The sequence below is a fragment of the Trichocoleus sp. Lan genome, assembly GCF_039961855.1.
GTDB lineage: Bacteria > Cyanobacteriota > Cyanobacteriia > Cyanobacteriales > FACHB-T130 > FACHB-T130.
This window is the reverse complement of sequence record NZ_JAMPKA010000056.1, coordinates 1-17,619: the sequence shown is the minus strand read 5'-3', so window position 1 is coordinate 17,619 and position 17,619 is coordinate 1. Positions and strand designations below refer to the sequence as shown.

The following is a 17,619-nucleotide window of genomic DNA, read 5'->3' as shown; positions in this document are numbered from 1 at the left end:
CTCTTGCTAAATGTTTCAGAATTTGTAATTCTACATCCATTGCCCTACTTACCTTCCAGAGTTTTTTCTTTTAATCCTTTTATTCAGAATACTCGGAAAGTGACAGAAGAGGGATAAATATTAGGCTAATAAAAGTCAATACTATGACAAAAAATACTAACTATTCCTATCTCAGTGAATTCACATAATCAAGATATTTTGGTATATATTTAAATGTTATTGTTTTATTCACTGATTATTGTTATTTTTAAGGTTGATTTTTTGCTAAATTTTTTAAGCAAAAAACAAAGTAATTATTCTATTTTTTAACTTTATCAAAATATATTCATATAAAAATATATTTTATTTTTAGTTGTTACTAATACCAATCGTTGGTTCTATTAATTTAAACAAATTAAAAAAGCAGTCTATGTTAACGAATGCTGATAGTTTATAATCATGTTTAATTCATTTTAAATCGATCCCCGTAGACTCGACAACCTGTAAAAGCTGATTTAAGCACAGTTTTATACAATATTGTGATAAATAAAGGTTTACGTTTAAAGCCAATTGCCAATCTATCGCATAGCTAAACATTTTCCATGTGTAAGCAACTTAGGAGGTGAATCAAAACGCAGACAATGTTTAGAATTGTATGGCTTTTATTGTCAAAAAAACTCAAACTCGCTTTTTTACATTTAGTAAAATAAACGATAAAAATATATTATCTAAAGGATCTTCATTAAAATAGCTTTAAAAAAATTAAAAGTTGTAAAAATGGGAAATTTGTACTTCTATCTATGCTAAAAAATACCTCCAAAAACATTGAATTCTGAAAATTTGAGACATCAGCATTTACAAGCACTTGAGAGAAGAAAAATTGAAGGAGCGCTAGTCCTTTTCCAAAGGGATGAGACAGCGGCTAGCTTCTTACTTGTGGTACTCTCACAAATAGTTGAGCTGAAAGAATTTGCGAACTTTTCATAGTAGTTGCCTTTATGTCTTCGCGTCTCTTGAGCAAAAATCTCAAATCAGCTCTTCCCGACGTGTCGTAGATGTTCGCTTCTTCATTTCAGCCACAACTGCCACCCCGTCATGATTGTCGCTGTGGTTTCAGATATCAATTTCATAAACTACCGAGGGAATAATCATGCCAAAGATAGAATTGACAATTAGGCAGGTAATTGACTTAGTTAAACAACTGCCACAGGAGGATAAATCCATACTCTTGGACACCCTCGCCTCGGAAAGAAAGATGAATGGCACAGATAGGTTAACAGAGAAAGAGCAGCAGATGCGCGTCTTGAGTGCTGAACGGGGGCTGGATTGGGACAGCTTGAGTGAAGACGACCAAGAGGTGCTTGTTGATAAGTTGCTGCACAAGCATAAGTAAATCCCTAGCTATATCGTTGTCTTCGATACCAATGTTTTTTTCTGGCTTCCACGCAAAGGGAAGCCAGTTTTGTAATCTAACTAAACTAAGGCAAAAATCGATCCAAAGCTTCTTTTAGCTTTTCAATTTCAACTTCAATATTGCCTTCTTCAGCTGCGCGGGCAATACACTCAGTTAAATGTTCATCCAAAATTATCCGCGCCACCCGATCTAGGGCACCCCGCACAGCAGCAATCTGCACGAGAACTTTGGGGCAGGATTCGCTTTCCTGCACCATATTTTTGATGCCTCGGACGTGTCCTTCAATCCGAGACAAGCGATTAACAACCCGCCGCAGTGATTCTTCGCTGTGGACATGATGATGGGGAGACTCTTCATCCCCATGCTCGTGGGTATGTGAACGACCGTGGACGGGCAAGGTTTCGTCAGTTAGCGGATTCGATCCAATCATGGAGAGTCAATAAGGCAGCATTTGTATTCCACATCGTAGCCTATTTAAGTATCTGCTCTTCTAGAGATGAAAAATTGTACTACACTCCACTTCGTGCCCCTACGCTAATGTGTCGCCTCAAAGAATGCGTCTTTATGTTTATAGAAATTTGAGATGTAGGGAAAACCGCATCAGTGCTTGAGCCTAAGTTCAGTCGTTTCACCTGTAAAAATAACTATAGGGATATTTTTGTTACCAGATAGATCATCACAAAGCTAGAAAATTGATGCTATGCCATTTCCAAAGTTTTTTCGGTTTCTGCGTCAAGTCAGTACCTATGTAATTGCCACCTTTCTAGGAGGCATTTTGGCGTTTGGCGCTTATCGTGTCTTGCCGTCTCAGGCTGGCCCTGCTCCCAAAGAAGTTGCACTTACTCCAGGGGCATCAGAGCTGGTAGCGCAAAGCAGTATTTCTAGAATTCCCAATACTGCTGCAACTGGCAGTTTTGTCACCGCAGCGGTGAATCGGGTAGGAGCGGCAGTCGTCAGAATTGATACCGAGCGCACAGTCAACCGTAACATCGATCCGTTGTTTGACGACCCCTTCTTCCGGCGTTTTTTTGGTGAAGAGTTGCCCAGAGGGCCGATGCAAGAGCGCCTACGCGGTCAAGGCTCTGGTTTCATTATTGACAAGAGTGGGATTATTTTGACAAATTCCCATGTGGTCAATCAGGCGGATAAGGTGACTGTCACCCTTAAGGATGGACGCACAATAGAGGGGAAGGTACAAGGTGCCGATCCGGTAACGGATTTGGCGGTGGTCAAAATCGATGGAGGTAGCGACTTGCCCGTGGCACCTCTTGGAGATTCTAACGAAGTGCAAGTGGGTGACTGGGCGATCGCAGTCGGCAATCCACTAGGATTGGATAACACCGTCACCTTGGGAATTATCAGTACCCTTAAACGCTCCAGTGCCGCTGTGGGGATTCCTGACAAGCGATTGGATTTCATTCAAACCGATGCAGCCATTAATCCAGGTAACTCCGGTGGGCCACTCTTAAATCAACAGGGTGAAGTAATTGGAATCAACACGGCGATTCGTGCTGACGCAATGGGGATAGGCTTTGCAATTCCGATTAATCAAGCCAAAACAATTTCTGTTCAGCTGGCGCGTGGAGAAAGAGTCGCTCATCCCTATCTCGGCGTTCAAATGGCAACTCTAACGCCCCAAGTAGCGGCTGAAAACAACAGCGACCCCAATGCTCCCCTACAGGTGCCAGAAATCAACGGCGTCCTAGTCGTGCGAGTGTTGCCAAATACCCCAGCTGCCAAAAGTGGAATGCGCCGGGGGGATGTGATTTTGGAGATTGATGGGCAACCCGTGAAGACTGCCGCCGAGTTGCAGAGAATTGTCGAGAATAGCCGTGTCGGTCAGGTTATACAGATGAAGGTGCAGCGCGCTAGCCAAGCGACATCCATTAGCGTCCGCGCTGGTGAATTGCAAGAACAGTCTTAATTAGTGCTGAGGGCTGAGAGGTGAGGACTGAGTGCTTGAGACCTGAGGATTGAGTGAATTAAAAGTAAAAAGGAATAGAGAAGAGAATATTCTCTATTCCTTTTCTAACGTCCGTCTGCAACTTTTTCTTAACTTTCTTAACCCCCTTTTTAAGGGGGAGAAATACAGAAAGTTGCACACCGCGTTTACTACTTTTTATCTCCTCTTTCTACTCTCTCTTCAGTTCTCGGTACTCATTACTCTCTAGTCGTCGTCCTCAAAGTCGTCGTCATCCTCAACATCGTCAATGAGGTCGTCGTCATCATCAAGAACTGGAGAGATAGCGCCGCCCATTCCATAAGTAGGCCGTTCTTCAAATCCAAGACCTGGGCTGTAAGCACGAGCTGTTCGGTCATCCAGCACCACGTCCAGCGCGTCCTCCTCAACATCCAGTCCGGAACCGAAGCCAGATGCTGACATATCAACATCTGAGGTGATGCTGTCCTCATAGGCATTGAACCCAGTTCCTGCCGGAATCAGTCGCCCAATGATCACATTCTCCTTCAGACCGCGCAGCCAGTCAGATTTGCCTTCAATTGCTGCTTCGGTGAGAACCCGCGTCGTTTCCTGGAAAGATGCCGCAGAAATAAAGCTATCTGTATTCAGCGATGCCTTGGTAATCCCCAGCAACATCGGCGTATATTGCGCCGGTGCCCCGCCAGTAATTGCCATCGCTTCATTCACTTGCTCAATCTGCCGCAGTTCCACCAACTCTCCCGGCAGCATCGTGGTGTCGCCACCATCATCCACCCGGACTTTCGAGGTCATCTGGCGCACAATCACCTCAATATGCTTATCAGAAATATCAATCCCCTGAGATTGATAAACCGACTGCACTTCATTCACCAGGAAAGTCTGAACCTTCTGCAACGCCATCAGCGCCGCTTCGTAGACTCCCATCGTTTCCCGGTAATGCTCAAAGAAAATCTCTAGAATTTCATGGGGGTTGGCAGGACCATCGGTTAGCGCCTCCGCAGTCTCTACAACCATGTCATCTCCCACAATGACGTTCTGTCCGGGGCCAAGGGGATAGTCAGCCACGACGCCGTCCGATTCAATGACTTTAATCTCCTCTGCGTCCTGCTGAGGTCCGTAAACGACCTGAGCCGTTCCCGAACGCCGTGCCAAAATACACGCTTCTTTTGGCTTCCGGGCCTCCAGCAGTTCTTCAATACGTGGCAACCCTTGGATGATATCCCCAGTTTTCGCCCGCTCAAAGACTAGCAGCACTAGGTTGTCACCCCGCTGCACCAAGTCTCCATCATCGATATGCAAGACGGCTCCGGAAGACACGCGATAAGGACGAGCCAGACGCATCTGGATCGAATCCTCCAAGATGGCGGAAATTTGACCCGACTCTGGGGCAAGTACGCCAGAGGCGATCTCAGTCCCTGCTACTAACAGCGCTCCCACTTTTACGGTGGGTTTAGCGCCTTTCGTATCAATACTTATCCGGTCGGTATCCCGAACCAGCAGCACCCGGCGAATCGAGGCTTCTCCAGCGCGAATCCCCCGGACTTCTCCGGCATCCTTGCACTGAATTTCCGTGCGAGCCACAACGGCTCCTGGCTCGATCTGCTGACCGTCAGTCACCATAATCCGTGTATGGGTACTGCCAGAAAGTGGATCTGCCGCTGTATCCCGACGAATCACCAGAGATTCCGAAACCAAGAGCTGTAAACGCATTTCTGAAGTCCGAGGCGAAAGTTCAGAACTTACGGTTGAAAGCGCGGAGCTTTCTTCGTCGTCCTTGCCTTTTGCTTCAACTCCCTTTCCTTCAATTGGCAGCAACTCAATATCCGCCGCTAGTAGTTCCAAAGCACCGATGCTCTCAGAACTGCTCTCACTTTCAGTTCCATAGCCAATTTCCAGAACCAACTGCGTCCGCAGCAGTTCCAGCCCTCCGATGGACTTCACCCGTTCCCCATCTTTATAAGGAAGCCGCTGAACTGCCCGCAGCTCAATCTTGTAACGTCCCCTGCCAGAAATAGAAGCTTGAGACGGTACGCTCGGCTCATCGGGAACGTGAAACTCAGTCACCGGACGCAGCAACAATGCAGGGCCTTCAGGGGTTTCCACAAATTCGGTATAGCGCAACTCGCTAACCGTCAGCCCTGGCATAACTTCCTGTCCGGGATAGAACAGCGATCCATCTGTTCCCATCACTGCTTCTGGATCATCGACCAAATGTAGTTCACCGGGCTTAATCACGATTTCCCGTAGGATATCGTTTTTCTGAGTTACTTCTACTATCCCAGCTGTTTGACAGAAGATATCTTTGACGACCTCTGTCATGGCTTCTACGTATTGACCGTCTTCGACTTGCAGGAGGGAGATATCCTTGTTCACTTCATGGGATTCTTCTGGAATCCACAGCAAGGTGCCGCCTTTGATGACTTCGTATCCTTGTTTTGCCTTGGCTTTTTTGGCAACTTCCACACCGGCGTATTTAATAATTCCCCCGGTCTGGGTGTTATAGCGATCGTCAATTAAGTCGGCTACTACCTGGTGGTTTTGTACTTTTGTTCCTGGGGTGGCCTTTAGAGAAAAGCGCTGATTGTCGGCGGTATAAATTACATAATGGTCGCGACCTTGAGTTGCTTCCATTCGCACCCGTGCTTGGTCTAGCAGCACGCTAGCGGTGATGATTTCAATTTCTCGTCCCCGCGAACCAGCGTCATCAGCTTTTAGCCGGACGACACCACCATGCTCGCTCACCAACTTGGTTTCTGCGAGTACGTCGTTGCGATCCACCACTTTACCGTTCTGCACGACGGCTTCGGCACCTGGAGGTAGGTTGTAAACTTCTCCAGACAAAATCCACAACAAACCACCCCGCGCCGCAATCCGGGTGGTGTTCCCCTGGCGGTCGGTTTTTTCTTCTGGAAGCAGACCTTCAAACTTCACTTCGCCTGCCAGGTCAGTGGTAACGTCTTTGGCGGCTTTTTCTGTATGGGCGCGAGTGGAAGAAGCGATCGCAACTTCACCCAATAGCTGTTCTGCCGTTACTGTGCTGCCATTGACACAGTACAGGGTGGAATTTTGAGTGAGCGGAATCGAGATTTGCTCCTGAGTGCTGTCTACCGGATCGAGAATCAATTCCGCATTGGTCGATTCCACCAGCAAGGCATCTTCCCCGTGCCGCGTCCGCAGTCCCCGCGTCCGCATCCCTCGGCTGAAGCGCACTTTAGCGGTCATCGGCGCACGGACTTGTCGCGCCACTTCGCCAGTGAAGACGCCGCCAGTGTGGAACGTCCGCATGGTGAGCTGGGTGCCTGGTTCGCCAATCGACTGAGCGGCAATAATTCCCACCGCTTCCCCCAGATCCACGAGATGCCCGTGGGCGAGGCTCCAGCCGTAACAATGTTGACACACGGAACGGGCGGCTTCGCAGGTCAGGGGCGATCGCACGAAAACTTCTTCTATCCCAGCCTTAACAATGTTCAGCCCCATTTCTTCTGACATCGGCTGATTGCGGGGCATGACCACTTCCCCCGTGGTGGGATGAACCGCATCTTCTACTAAAACGCGACCCAGCAGGCGATCGGACAAAGGAATCAGCACCCGATCGTCCGAAGTCATGCTGCGTAAGCGAATCCCTCGCTGGGTGCCGCAGTCCACTTCCCGAACAATTACATCCTGAGACACATCCACCAGGCGGCGGGTAAGATAGCCGGAATCCGCTGTACGTAGAGCGGTATCTACCAATCCCTTCCGTGCCCCATAAGACGAGATAATATATTCCGTGACGGTCAAACCTTCCCGAAAATTCGTCTTAATTGGCAGACCAATAATCTCTCCCTGGGGGTTTGCCATCAATCCACGCATTCCCACCAGCTGACGCACCTGAGAAATATTTCCCCGCGCCCCAGAAAACGCCATCATATAGACCGAATTCAGGGGATTTTTTTGTCTAAAGTTGCGAACCACCTCATCCTTTAGGGCTTCGCTGGTACTATTCCAGGTATCGATAACCTTTTGGAAGCGCTCCACCTCGGTGATTTCGCCCCGCGTGTAGCGTGCTTCTGTAGAGCGAATTTCAGTTTCGGCAGCGTCCAGCAACTGCCGCTTAGAATCCGGCACCTGCAAGTCATCCACACTAATCGAGACACCCGCTTTAGTCGCGTAGTGGAAGCCCAAATCTTTCAGGCGATCTGCCATTTGGGAGGTGCGGGCACTACCGAAATGCGTAAATGCCCAGGCAACCAGTTTCTTCAGTTGCCCTTTGTCCACCATCCGATTATGAAAAATATTTTTGATTTCTGGTTGCTCTGCCATAAGTTAGGACTGAGGTATAAGGACTGTTAGCGTAGCGGCGCTCTACTCGCAAAACGAGTATTTAAAGAAGACTGAGCGATGAGGCGTATTCGCGTAGGGCCATTCAACTCGCGGACTGAGCGAACACAGAACAAGCGAACACAAAACACCGGAGCGAGGACGTGAGTGAGGAAGAAAGTCAAAACTCTTTGCCCGATCCTCAATCACTCCGTCCTCAACACTGATTTATATTGCCAATGCCTCTTGAATCGTCTTATTGTAGATAATTCGACCGGGCGTCGTCCGAATGTATTGGGTCAAGACGTTTCCTTCCTTGTCTTGCCGCACTCGACGGAAGTTGTAGGTTGTCCAGACGGTGCCATCAGCTAAGGTTTCCACCTTTTCCGGCTCCGCATCCGGTTTATCATTCTCTACTACCCCGTCAAAGCGCACCCAGATGTAGGCGTGTAAATCTACCGCAGACTGCTCATAGGCTAAGAGCGCATCATCCAAGCTGGCGAAATAACCTCCAGCACCCTTGGTCGCTGCTGGGTTTTCTGCCGTTAGGTAATAGCAGCCTAATACCATGTCTTGGCTAGGCGTTACAATGGGTCGGCCCGTCGCTGGAGAGAGAATGTTATTAGAAGCCAGCATCAGTAACCGCGCTTCTGCCTGAGCCTCCAAAGAAAGCGGTACGTGAACCGCCATCTGGTCGCCATCGAAGTCCGCGTTGAACGCCGGACATACCAGTGGGTGCAGCTGAATTGCTCGACCTTCTACCAGAATTGGCTCAAACGCTTGAATCCCTAGACGGTGCAGCGTTGGTGCCCGGTTTAGCATCACCGGGTGTCCGGCAATTACTTCCTCTAGCACGTCCCACACAGAGGCATCCCCGCGCTGAATCAGCTTCTTGGCTGCCTTGATATTATTGACCAGTCCGCCGCGAATCAGCCGGTGAATTACAAACGGTTGGAATAACTCAATTGCCATTTCTCGTGGCAAGCCGCATTGGTGGATTTTTAGCTTTGGTCCCACCACAATTACAGAACGTCCGGAGTAGTCTACTCGCTTACCCAACAGGTTTTGCCGGAAGCGTCCCTGCTTACCTTCAATAATGTCTGACAGAGATTTCAGGGGTCGATTATTGGCTCCTACTACCGTCCGTCCCCGACGACCATTATCGATAAGCGCATCCACAGCTTCTTGCAACATCCGCTTCTCGTTGCGAACAATGATTTCCGGTGCCAAGATTTCTTGGAGCCGTGCTAAGCGGTTGTTGCGGTTAATTACCCGACGATACAAGTCATTCAAGTCAGAAGTGGCAAATCTGCCGCCATCCAGCTGCACCATTGGACGCAAATCTGGCGGAATTACCGGAATCACCGACAGCACCATCCACTCTGGCTTAGAACCAGTCGCGATGAAGTTGTCAATCACTCTCAGGCGCTTAATCAGTTTCGCCCGCTTCTGACCCTTCGCATTGGCAATTTCCTCTCGTTGCGACTCAGCCTCTGCTTCCAAGTTAATGTCCTGCAAGAGACGTTGCAGCGCCTCAGCACCAATTCCCACCTCGACACCTTGCAGGGTAGAATCTTCGCTATAGAGCTGCTCCTCAATTTCCAGCCACTGATCTTCCGTCAGCAACTGCTTGTAACTGAGATTCTCCGCGTTGCCAGGACTGAGTACCACATAGGCATTGAAATAGACAATCTGCTCCACATCCCGCAGGGGCATATCCAGCAGAATCGACATATAGCTGGGAATGCCCTTGAGATACCAAACGTGAGCCACAGGTGCCGCTAGCTTAATGTAGCCCATACGGTGACGACGCACCCGCGATTCTGTCACTTCTACGCCGCAGCGTTCGCAGACAATACCTCTGTGGCGCACCCGCTTGTACTTGCCGCAGTGGCATTCCCAATCTTTTGCGGGACCAAAAATGCGCTCGCAGAAAAGGCCATCCATTTCTGGTTTGAGCGTCCGGTAATTAATCGTTTCGGGTTTCGTAACCTCACCCACCACTTGACCATTGGGCAGGTTTCTTTGCCCCCAATCCTGAATTCGCTTTGGCGATGCCAGAGCAATTTTGACGTAGTCAAACCGCTGTTCTAGCTGATGTCTCATCTGTCGCTGCGCTCCAATTAAAAATTAAAAATGAAAAATTAAAAATTAAAGAATTCCTAATTTTTAATTTTTAATTTTCCATTTTTCATTGATTAAACTTCGTCTTCTTCCAGTTCCTCGCGGCTGAGAGATTCATAGGTGGGTCGCGTCGGCGTCCGGCGATTTGACACATCCGCCATCAAGTCAACCTCTACGTGTCCCGTGGTTCCGTCCTCGGTCGTCTCCACCTTATGGACGGCAATATCTAAACATAGAGATTGCAGTTCTCGCATCAACACCTTGAACGATTCTGGTGTTCCCGGTCGCGGAATCGCCTTGCCTTTGACGATCGCATTCAGCGCTTCGTTTCGCCCCTGCATATCGTCGGATTTCACCGTCAGCAACTCCTGCAAAATGTAGGCAGCGCCAAAAGCTTCCAGCGCCCACACTTCCATTTCGCCAAATCGCTGTCCGCCCTGCTGCGCTTTGCCTCCCAAGGGTTGCTGCGTCACCAAAGAGTAGGGTCCCGTAGAACGGGCGTGGATCTTGTCGTCTACCAGGTGTACTAGCTTCAGCATATACGCCTTGCCCACGGTAATCGGACGGTCAAAGGCTTCCCCAGTACGCCCATCAAAGACTCGGAGCTTTCCGGCTTCATCAGGGTTAAACAGCCAGTTCTTCCCGGTCTTCTTCCTCGCCTCCTCCAACTTTCCATGCACCGACTCGCGGCTTTTTTCCGCTCCGTGCATTTCATCAAAGGGAATCACTTTGAAGCGGACATTTAAGTTCTCACCAGCCCATCCCAGCAAGCACTCAAACACCTGCCCCACATTCATCCGTGAGGGCACTCCGAGTGGATTGAGCACGATGTCCACGGGGGTTCCATCTGGCAGGTAGGGCATATCTTCGGCGGGTAATATCCGGGAAATAATTCCCTTATTACCGTGCCGTCCCGCCATCTTGTCGCCCACTTGGATTTTGCGCTTCTGCGCGACGTAGACACGCACCACCATGTTCGCTCCGGGGGGCAGTTCGTCGCCCTGTTCGCGGGTGAAGACGCGCACGTCTACCACGCGCCCTTTCTCTCCGTTGGGCACTCGCAGGGAGTTGTCGCGTACATCCCGCGCCTTTTCACCGAAAATTGCCCGCAGCAGTTTCTCTTCCGGTGGCTGGTCGGATTCCCCTTTGGGCGTCACCTTTCCTACCAGAATGTCCCCAGCTTCTACCCAGGCTCCAATTCGGATAATCCCGGTTTCATCCAGGCTTCGCAAGCTATCTTCCCCGACGTTAGGGATTTCCCGCGTAATTTCTTCGGGTCCTAGCTTGGTTTGCCGCGCCTCGATTTCGTACTTTTCAATGTGGATGCTGGTGTAGACATCGTCGTAAACCAGCCGTTCGCTGATTAAGATCGCGTCCTCGTAGTTGTAGCCTTCCCAAGGCATATACGCTACCAGGATATTCTGCCCCAAAGCCAGTTCGCCCCCTTCGGTAGCAGAACCGTCGGCAAGTACCTGTCCGGCAACGATGCGATCGCCTTCATACACTAAGGGTCGCTGATTCAAGCAGGTATCTTGGTTTGAGCGCTGATACTTCTGCAACTCATACTCGATCTGCGGTCCGTTGGGTTCCCCGGTTTCGTCGAAACTCCGCACTGCGATCCGCGTCGCATCCACAAAGGTGACTTCCCCGTCGTATTTGGCAACCACGACCATCCCGGAGTCCCGCGCCGCCTGGGCTTCCAAGCCAGTCCCGACTAGGGGTCGCTCTGGCTTCAATAACGGCACTGCCTGCCGCTGCATGTTCGATCCCATCAACGCTCGGTTGGCATCGTCGTGTTCCAAAAAGGGAATCAACGATGTGGCAACCGAAATAATCTGCACCGGCGACACCGCTACATAATCCACCATGTCGGGTGTCGTGGTGGTGAAATCTTGGCGATATCTCACCGCTACCGATTCTCCCAAGATCCATCCATCCACATCCATCGGGATGTCCCCTGGCGCGACTTGCAGATCGTCTTCTTCATCTGCCGTCATATATACCGGCGCTTGTTCCTTGAGTACCCGTCCGTTTTCTACCTTCCAGAACGGCGTCTCTACAAATCCATAGGCATTCACCCGCGCATGAGTTGCCAAAGAGCCGATCAATCCAGCGTTCGGTCCTTCTGGCGTCTCAATCGGGCAAATCCGCCCGTAGTGGCTCGGATGAATATCCCGCACGGCGAACCCTGCGCGTTCCCGCGTTAGTCCTCCCGGACCTAACGCTGAGAGTCGCCGCTTGTGAGTCAATTCCGCTAAGGGATTTGTCTGATCCATAAACTGGGACAACTGGGAGGAGCCGAAAAACTCCTTAATCGCCGCTACCAAAGGCTTCGGGTTTACCAAAGAAGCGGGTGTTAGGGTTTCGGCATCCGAAACGGTCATCCGCTCCCGGATAATCCGCTCTAAGCGGTTCAAGCCGACGCGCACTTGGTTTTGCAATAGTTCGCCTACTGAGCGCACTCTTCGGTTCCCCAAGTGGTCGATATCATCGGTAATCCCGATGTCATATTCCAAGTTGATCAAGTAGTCTACCGCTGCCAGAATATCGGTTGGGGTCAGCACGCGCACTGTATCCGGCACGGAGAGCCGCAGCTTCTTGTTCAGCTTATAGCGACCAACGCGACCCAGGTCGTAACGCTTCGGATCGAAGAAGCGCGATTCCAACAACTGCTGTCCGCCAGAAACCGTTGGTGGTTCACCGGGTCGTAGTTTCCGATATAGCTCCATGAGCGCTTCTTCTTCGGAAAACTGCCCTTCTTTCTCAATGGTCTTCTGGAAATATTCTGGATGACGCAACGCATCAAAAATCTCAGAGTCGGAAAGCCCCAAGCTCTTGAGTAATACCTGTGCCGACAGTTTGCGCGTCTTATCGATTCGTACCCACACTAAGTCGTTTTTATCGGTTTCAAACTTCAGCCACGCGCCCCGGTTGGGAATAAGAGAAGCTGAGTAGGTACGGCGTCCGTTTTTGTCGGTTTCCGATTTGTAATAAACTCCGGGGCTTCGCACGATTTGGTTAACGATCACCCGCTCGGCACCATTAATAATAAATGTGCCTCGGTCGGTCATTAGGGGCAAATCGCCGATGAAGACTTCTTGCTCTTTAATCGTGCCGTCTTCTTTATTAATGAGCCGCGTCGGAACGTACATTTGTACGGCATAGCTTGCATCCCGACGCTTGGCTTCATCTACATCGTACTTGGGTCGCTTGAGTTTGTAGTCTTTGCCCAAGAAGTGCAACTCCAGCTTGCCGGTGTAATCGGTAATCGGCGAAAAGCTGTTAAGTTCCTCAATCAGACCTTCTTCCAGGAACCAGCGGAAGCTGGCTCGCTGAATTTCTACCAGGTCTGGCAACATGTAAGCAACTGGAGTGGAGGTCTGATTAGTCATGCTTTTCCTCTTGCAAAAGAATTCAGGAATTACCTGTCGTAAGGGGGGTTTAAGAAGAATGCCAGTGGGGAGACCCGACTTCCCAATCAACCCGATCGTCTAGAACTCAAAAGTCATCCGTTAGTAAGGATGAATCCTGAATTGATTCGTCCTCCATCGTTGATGGTTTTGAATTCGTCCTTCATCTTTAGATCCTTCCCATCTAGCGGGATGGAATTCGTGCCAAAGTAAGCAGTAGCGGCGAATTATGCCTCACTCGTCCCCAAAGACAAGCGATTGGCAAGAACAAAATGAGCCGTTTAGTCCCCACTAGCAGGGAAGGAAACGTCTCAGGGTTGTTTTTCGTTGGTTTTATACGCGAACCAGCAGTTCGCTTTGGCTTGTTTGCTCAAAGATAATATTTAGTGCTTCTTTACCAGGTATAAGGACAGTGATTGCAGGGGTATGAAGTCTGTTTAGGTGGAGCAGGCAGCCATCCCAGTTTGCTCGCAAGAATTCTGTTCATAGAGGGTCTTTTAAATATTATGTCGCAAATTGACTTTCTTTGTTGACACCCACCTCTAAATTGGGGTAATGAAACCCAGAAGGGAGAAAAGAGATTTTCCACCAAAAGTTATTGTCTTCGGGGGATGGATGTCTCTGTCGTGGTTCTCCCTGCCTTTCCAGTGTCTACAGCACTCAGAACGGGTACGGTACGCGGCACGCGGCATGGATAAAAGCCCTTACAATTGGGCACTAAATCGCAGCACAAGGCTGAGGTACGGAAAGTCGAAACAGATTACAGGCATTCTGGGTGGTTTGCGTGGCTAGAGTCTCTAAAGAGACCCCCCTCAGATGGGCAACACACTCTGCGACATATCGGACGTAGGAAGGTTCGTTACGTTTGCCACGCTTGGGAACGGGTGCGAGGAAGGGGCAGTCGGTTTCAATTAGGAGGCGATCGCTGGGGATTCTCCTCGCCGATTCCTGAACTTGAGTGGCGTTTTTAAACGTCACGATGCCGCTGATACTAATATAGAAACCCAAATCCAAGAACCATTGCATTTCTTCCGGAGTACCCCCCCAGCAGTGCATGACGCCCCGCACAGGACCCGTGCGCTTCCAGAAATCTTGCAACAGTTCGTGCATGGTCGCAGCAGCATCTCGGCAATGAATAATTACAGGCAAATCAAGTTGCTGCGCGATCGCTAGCTGTGCTTCAAATACTTCTATTTGCCGCTCCCTATCTTCCGCTTTATAAAAATCCAAACCCATTTCGCCAATTGCTACCACTCGCTGGTCAGAACTAGCCAGCGAACGAATTTGTTCGGCAGTTTCTGATGCCCACTTCTCGGTATCGAGGGGATGTAACCCCACGGCGAAGTAAAGTTCTGGAAATCGGTTTGCCAGTGATTGAATGCTTGAAAACTCCGTAGGTTCCACGCACGAATGCACCAGCCGAACGACCCCCGCTTCGCGCCACCGAGCTTTAATCTCTTCCAGATCGGACTGGAAGAGATCGAAGTTTATATGGACGTGGGTATCGAACAACTGTATCTGTTCAGTCATTGGTCATCAAGCATTGGGTAGTGGGTAACGGGTAGTGGGAATTCTACCTACCACCGCTTTCGATAAACAACTGACTGCTGACTACTGACGAGCGGCTAGCAGCTAGGAAGCAGAAGCATCCGACGAAGCCGGGGTTGAAGTTTCTGGCTGGGGCTGCGCGCGTTTGAGCGCCTTAGCGAGATTGGATTTTTTCCGGGCACCGTTGTTGGTATGCAACACCCCCCGCTTTACCGCTTTATCAATCTTGCTGTAGACCTCTGACATCCGCCGCTGTACTTCTTGCAGCGATTCCGCAGTGGGGTTGGCTGCGTGGGTTTGGACGGCTGCAAGATAACTCTTCATCAGCGTTTTTACGGCTGATTTATAGGTCTTGTTACGCAGCCGGTTGCGTTCGGCTACTTGGACTCGCTTTAGGGCTGACTTAGTATTGGCCACAGTCTTGAAGAAAACTCTGTACAGTTAACAAACAGAACTAGATAGATTAATATACCATCTCTCCATAAATTATAGCGATCCCTTGAAAAATCCAGGTTAAGCTATAGAAACGAGTACAGGGAATAGGCTGTCTCATCCCTTGAGATGAGGATAGTGATATACCTGAACTCAGGCGGGTAATTCCTAGATGGTGATTCCGACTCCATGCTGCGAATCATTACTCAGGTATCTGAGGCAAGAACTGAACTGCGGCGTATCTGCGATCGCACCCATGACGACCAGATTGTTCATAAAGAGGCAACTGTTCGGGAAGTCTTACAGGCTGTGAAGCGCCAGGGCGACAAAGCTCTGCTGCACTACACGGCTGAATTCGATCGACAAACTTTGAATTCCGAACAGCTGCGCGTTAGTGGCTCAGAACTGGATGCTGCCTATCAACAGGTGTCCCAGGAGTTACTCAACGCGATTCAACTGGCACGTCAACAAATAGAAGCATTCCACCGGCAGCGCGTCCCGAAATCTTGGGTTCAATTTGGGGACGATGAGATTGTTTTGGGGAAGCGTTACACGCCGGTAGATCGAGCAGGGCTTTACGTTCCTGGCGGTCGAGCGTCCTATCCAAGTACGGTATTAATGAACGCCATCCCTGCGAAGGTAGCGGGTGTGCCGAGAATTGTCATGGTGACGCCACCAGGGCAAGAAAAAACGATTAATGCCGCGGTGCTAGTGGCAGCCCAGGAAGCTGGGGTGCAAGAAATTTATCGGATTGGCGGCGCTCAAGCGATCGCGGCTTTGGCTTATGGCACCGAAACCATTCCTAAGGTAGATGTCATCACTGGTCCCGGTAATATCTACGTCACCCTGGCGAAAAAGCTCGTATATGGCACCGTGGGGATTGACTCGCTGGCAGGGCCTTCTGAGGTACTGATTATTGCCGATGAAAACGCCAATCCCGTCTATGTGGCGGCAGATATGTTGGCGCAAGCGGAACACGATCCGATGGCAGCAGCAATTCTCCTGACAACAGAAGCTGGGTTGGCGAAGAAAGTACAGCTAGAAGTAGAACGTCAATTGGAAGATCATCCGCGACGGCTACTGACAGAGAAAGCGATCGCTCATTACGGTTTAATTGTGGTGGTTGACTCTCTGTTGGTTGCTGCTGACCTCTCCAACGAGTTCGCCCCCGAACACTTGGAACTGGAAGTCCAAGAACCTTGGGATCTGCTGGAAAAAATTCGCCACGCGGGTGCTATCTTCTTGGGTTCCTCAACGCCCGAAGCTGTGGGAGACTACTTGGCAGGGCCGAATCACACGCTGCCTACCTCCGGCGCTGCTCGTTACGCTTCAGCACTGGGAGTTGAAACGTTTCTGAAACACTCCAGTCTGATACAGTACTCGCCGACAGCGCTCCAGAAGTTTGGCAACGCTATCCAGATTCTTGCCCAAGCCGAGGGTTTGACTTCCCACGCTGACTCCGTGCGGCTGCGAATCGAGAAGAGGTCTGACGAATAACGAATAAGGAGATTTTGGGGTGCTAAAAATTATTCTGGTGGCTCTCGACAGTTCAGAGCTTTCGGAGGGAGTGATTCAGTCCCTGGAAGAACTCCAACTACAGCCAACGACCAAAATCATCCTTTCCCATGTGATTCCTTCTTCGGGGTCTGAGGTGGAAATTGCTGTTGATAAGCCTCATGCCTGTCCGGAGGATCTGCCCTATCGGCAGATTGAAAAGCAGATGGAATCTTATCAGGCTGCTCTACCCTGCCACAGCGAACTAGAAATCGTCACTGGCGACCCCGCTGAAGAAATAATCCGACTTGCGAATATTTATCAAGCTGACTTGATTGTGATTGGCAGTCGGGGTTTAACGGGTTTGAAGCGAATTATAGAGGGTTCTGTCAGCAGCCAAGTTGTTGCTGATGCCCCTTGTTCCGTGCTGGTGGTGAAGTAGGCATAAAAATTAAAAAAGAAGCCCTGGCGGATAGAATTCGCGACTATACAGACAAAACTTGCCTACGCAGGTTTTAGCATGATTAATTATTCTTAGTCCGTTCAGGCGGACTTTTTTTATTTAGCCGCGCATTCCATTTGCTGGATAGATTGAATGCTAATTAAGAGAATTATTCAGGCTCAGATTCTATATTCTGAGACCCTGAATTATCCTTGATGTCAGCCTTACCCTTTTCTTTTTCCTTCGATGAATTTGAAGTAACTGGTTGCGGTTCTGATTGGAAGAACTGTTCTAAGCCAGGAATTACATACTGAAAACCGTCCATAAACGTGCCTCTTTAACTTAGTTTGGAGTGCTGGATTTAGCATTAATTTCAGCCTAAGAGGAACTTTGTATAATTCCTAGCCCCTAATACTTTCTAGCGGGACTTAAACAGATTTCAAGCCCAAATAAAACCCAAAGCAGCTTTATAGGCTGAGAATACATCTCGATTAGCGTTCACCCACTCCATAAAACGGAAAGACATCGCTGTCCGAAA

General features: G+C 49.6%; 11 protein-coding genes. 4 read left to right on the top strand and 7 right to left on the bottom strand.

The genetic code is table 11. The features are described from left to right. Nucleotides 1–1,129: 1,129 nt before the first annotated feature. Entirely contained in the window at nt 1,130–1,372 is a 243-nt protein-coding gene (locus tag NDA03_RS27250; protein ID WP_190413959.1) for a hypothetical protein, read from the top strand. An 85-nt stretch (nt 1,373–1,457) separates the two neighbouring features. Here NDA03_RS27250 and NDA03_RS27245 read toward each other — a convergent pair whose 3' ends face one another. Beyond that, nucleotides 1,458–1,823 carry a metal-sensitive transcriptional regulator gene (locus NDA03_RS27245; protein ID WP_190413957.1) on the bottom strand — a complete coding sequence of 122 codons (366 nt, stop codon included), beginning with the start codon at nt 1,821–1,823 and terminating at the stop codon, nt 1,458–1,460. 270 nt (nt 1,824–2,093) lie between these two features. On the opposite strand from NDA03_RS27245, the gene NDA03_RS27240 reads away from it, so the two are divergent. Beyond that, nucleotides 2,094–3,317 carry an HhoA/HhoB/HtrA family serine endopeptidase gene (locus NDA03_RS27240; protein WP_190536582.1) on the top strand — a complete coding sequence of 408 codons (1,224 nt, stop codon included), beginning with the start codon at nt 2,094–2,096 and terminating at the stop codon, nt 3,315–3,317. Nucleotides 3,318–3,560: 243 nt separating this feature from the next. Here NDA03_RS27240 and NDA03_RS27235 read toward each other — a convergent pair whose 3' ends face one another. From NDA03_RS27235 to rpsT, 5 genes are all read right to left on the bottom strand, one after another. Then, nucleotides 3,561–7,634, bottom strand: coding sequence for a DNA-directed RNA polymerase subunit beta' (locus NDA03_RS27235; RefSeq protein ID WP_348239764.1), 4,074 nt, complete (start codon nt 7,632–7,634; stop codon nt 3,561–3,563). Between the two features lie 225 nt (nt 7,635–7,859). Then, nucleotides 7,860–9,737, bottom strand: a complete 1,878-nt coding sequence (locus NDA03_RS27230; RefSeq protein ID WP_190413951.1) for a DNA-directed RNA polymerase subunit gamma — start codon at nt 9,735–9,737, stop codon at nt 7,860–7,862. 92 nt (nt 9,738–9,829) lie between these two features. Then, on the bottom strand, nt 9,830–13,147 hold the full coding sequence (gene rpoB / locus NDA03_RS27225; protein ID WP_190413949.1) for a DNA-directed RNA polymerase subunit beta: 3,318 nt from the start codon (nt 13,145–13,147) through the stop codon (nt 9,830–9,832). Nucleotides 13,148–13,882: 735 nt separating this feature from the next. After that, the gene (locus NDA03_RS27220) at nt 13,883–14,683 is read right to left on the bottom strand and encodes a TatD family hydrolase (RefSeq protein ID WP_348239765.1); all 801 of its coding nucleotides are present in this window, start codon (nt 14,681–14,683) and stop codon (nt 13,883–13,885) included. A gap of 114 nt (nt 14,684–14,797) precedes the next feature. Continuing rightward, a complete protein-coding gene (gene rpsT / locus NDA03_RS27215; protein ID WP_190425173.1) occupies nt 14,798–15,130 on the bottom strand; it encodes a 30S ribosomal protein S20 in 333 nt (110 codons plus the stop codon). Between the two features lie 204 nt (nt 15,131–15,334). Between rpsT and hisD the strand changes: the two genes are divergently transcribed. Both hisD and NDA03_RS27205 read left to right on the top strand, forming a co-directional pair. Then, complete coding sequence (hisD, locus tag NDA03_RS27210) at nt 15,335–16,642, top strand: histidinol dehydrogenase (protein ID WP_190413946.1); 1,308 nt, start codon at nt 15,335–15,337, stop codon at nt 16,640–16,642. Between the two features lie 19 nt (nt 16,643–16,661). Continuing rightward, entirely contained in the window at nt 16,662–17,081 is a 420-nt protein-coding gene (locus NDA03_RS27205; protein ID WP_190413944.1) for a universal stress protein, read from the top strand. A gap of 169 nt (nt 17,082–17,250) precedes the next feature. On the opposite strand, the gene NDA03_RS27200 is transcribed toward NDA03_RS27205, so the two are convergent. After that, nucleotides 17,251–17,406: a hypothetical protein gene (locus tag NDA03_RS27200; protein WP_190413942.1), complete on the bottom strand. Its 156-nt coding sequence runs from the start codon at nt 17,404–17,406 to the stop codon at nt 17,251–17,253. Between the last annotated feature and the right edge of the window lie 213 nt (nt 17,407–17,619).

Bases quoted from the DNA above. Each gene is read 5' to 3' on its own strand.
- NDA03_RS27200 (WP_190413942.1), bottom strand. From the start codon at position 17,406: ATGGACGGTTTTCAGTATGTAATTCCTGGCTTAGAACAGTTCTTCCAA.
- NDA03_RS27230 (WP_190413951.1), bottom strand. From the start codon at position 9,737: ATGAGACATCAGCTAGAACAGCGGTTTGACTACGTCAAAATTGCTCTG.
- NDA03_RS27245 (WP_190413957.1), bottom strand. From the start codon at position 1,823: ATGATTGGATCGAATCCGCTAACTGACGAAACCTTGCCCGTCCACGGT.
- rpoB (WP_190413949.1), bottom strand. From the start codon at position 13,147: ATGACTAATCAGACCTCCACTCCAGTTGCTTACATGTTGCCAGACCTG.
- NDA03_RS27250 (WP_190413959.1), top strand. From the start codon at position 1,130: ATGCCAAAGATAGAATTGACAATTAGGCAGGTAATTGACTTAGTTAAA.
- hisD (WP_190413946.1), top strand. From the start codon at position 15,335: ATGCTGCGAATCATTACTCAGGTATCTGAGGCAAGAACTGAACTGCGG.
- NDA03_RS27235 (WP_348239764.1), bottom strand. From the start codon at position 7,634: ATGGCAGAGCAACCAGAAATCAAAAATATTTTTCATAATCGGATGGTG.
- NDA03_RS27240 (WP_190536582.1), top strand. From the start codon at position 2,094: ATGCCATTTCCAAAGTTTTTTCGGTTTCTGCGTCAAGTCAGTACCTAT.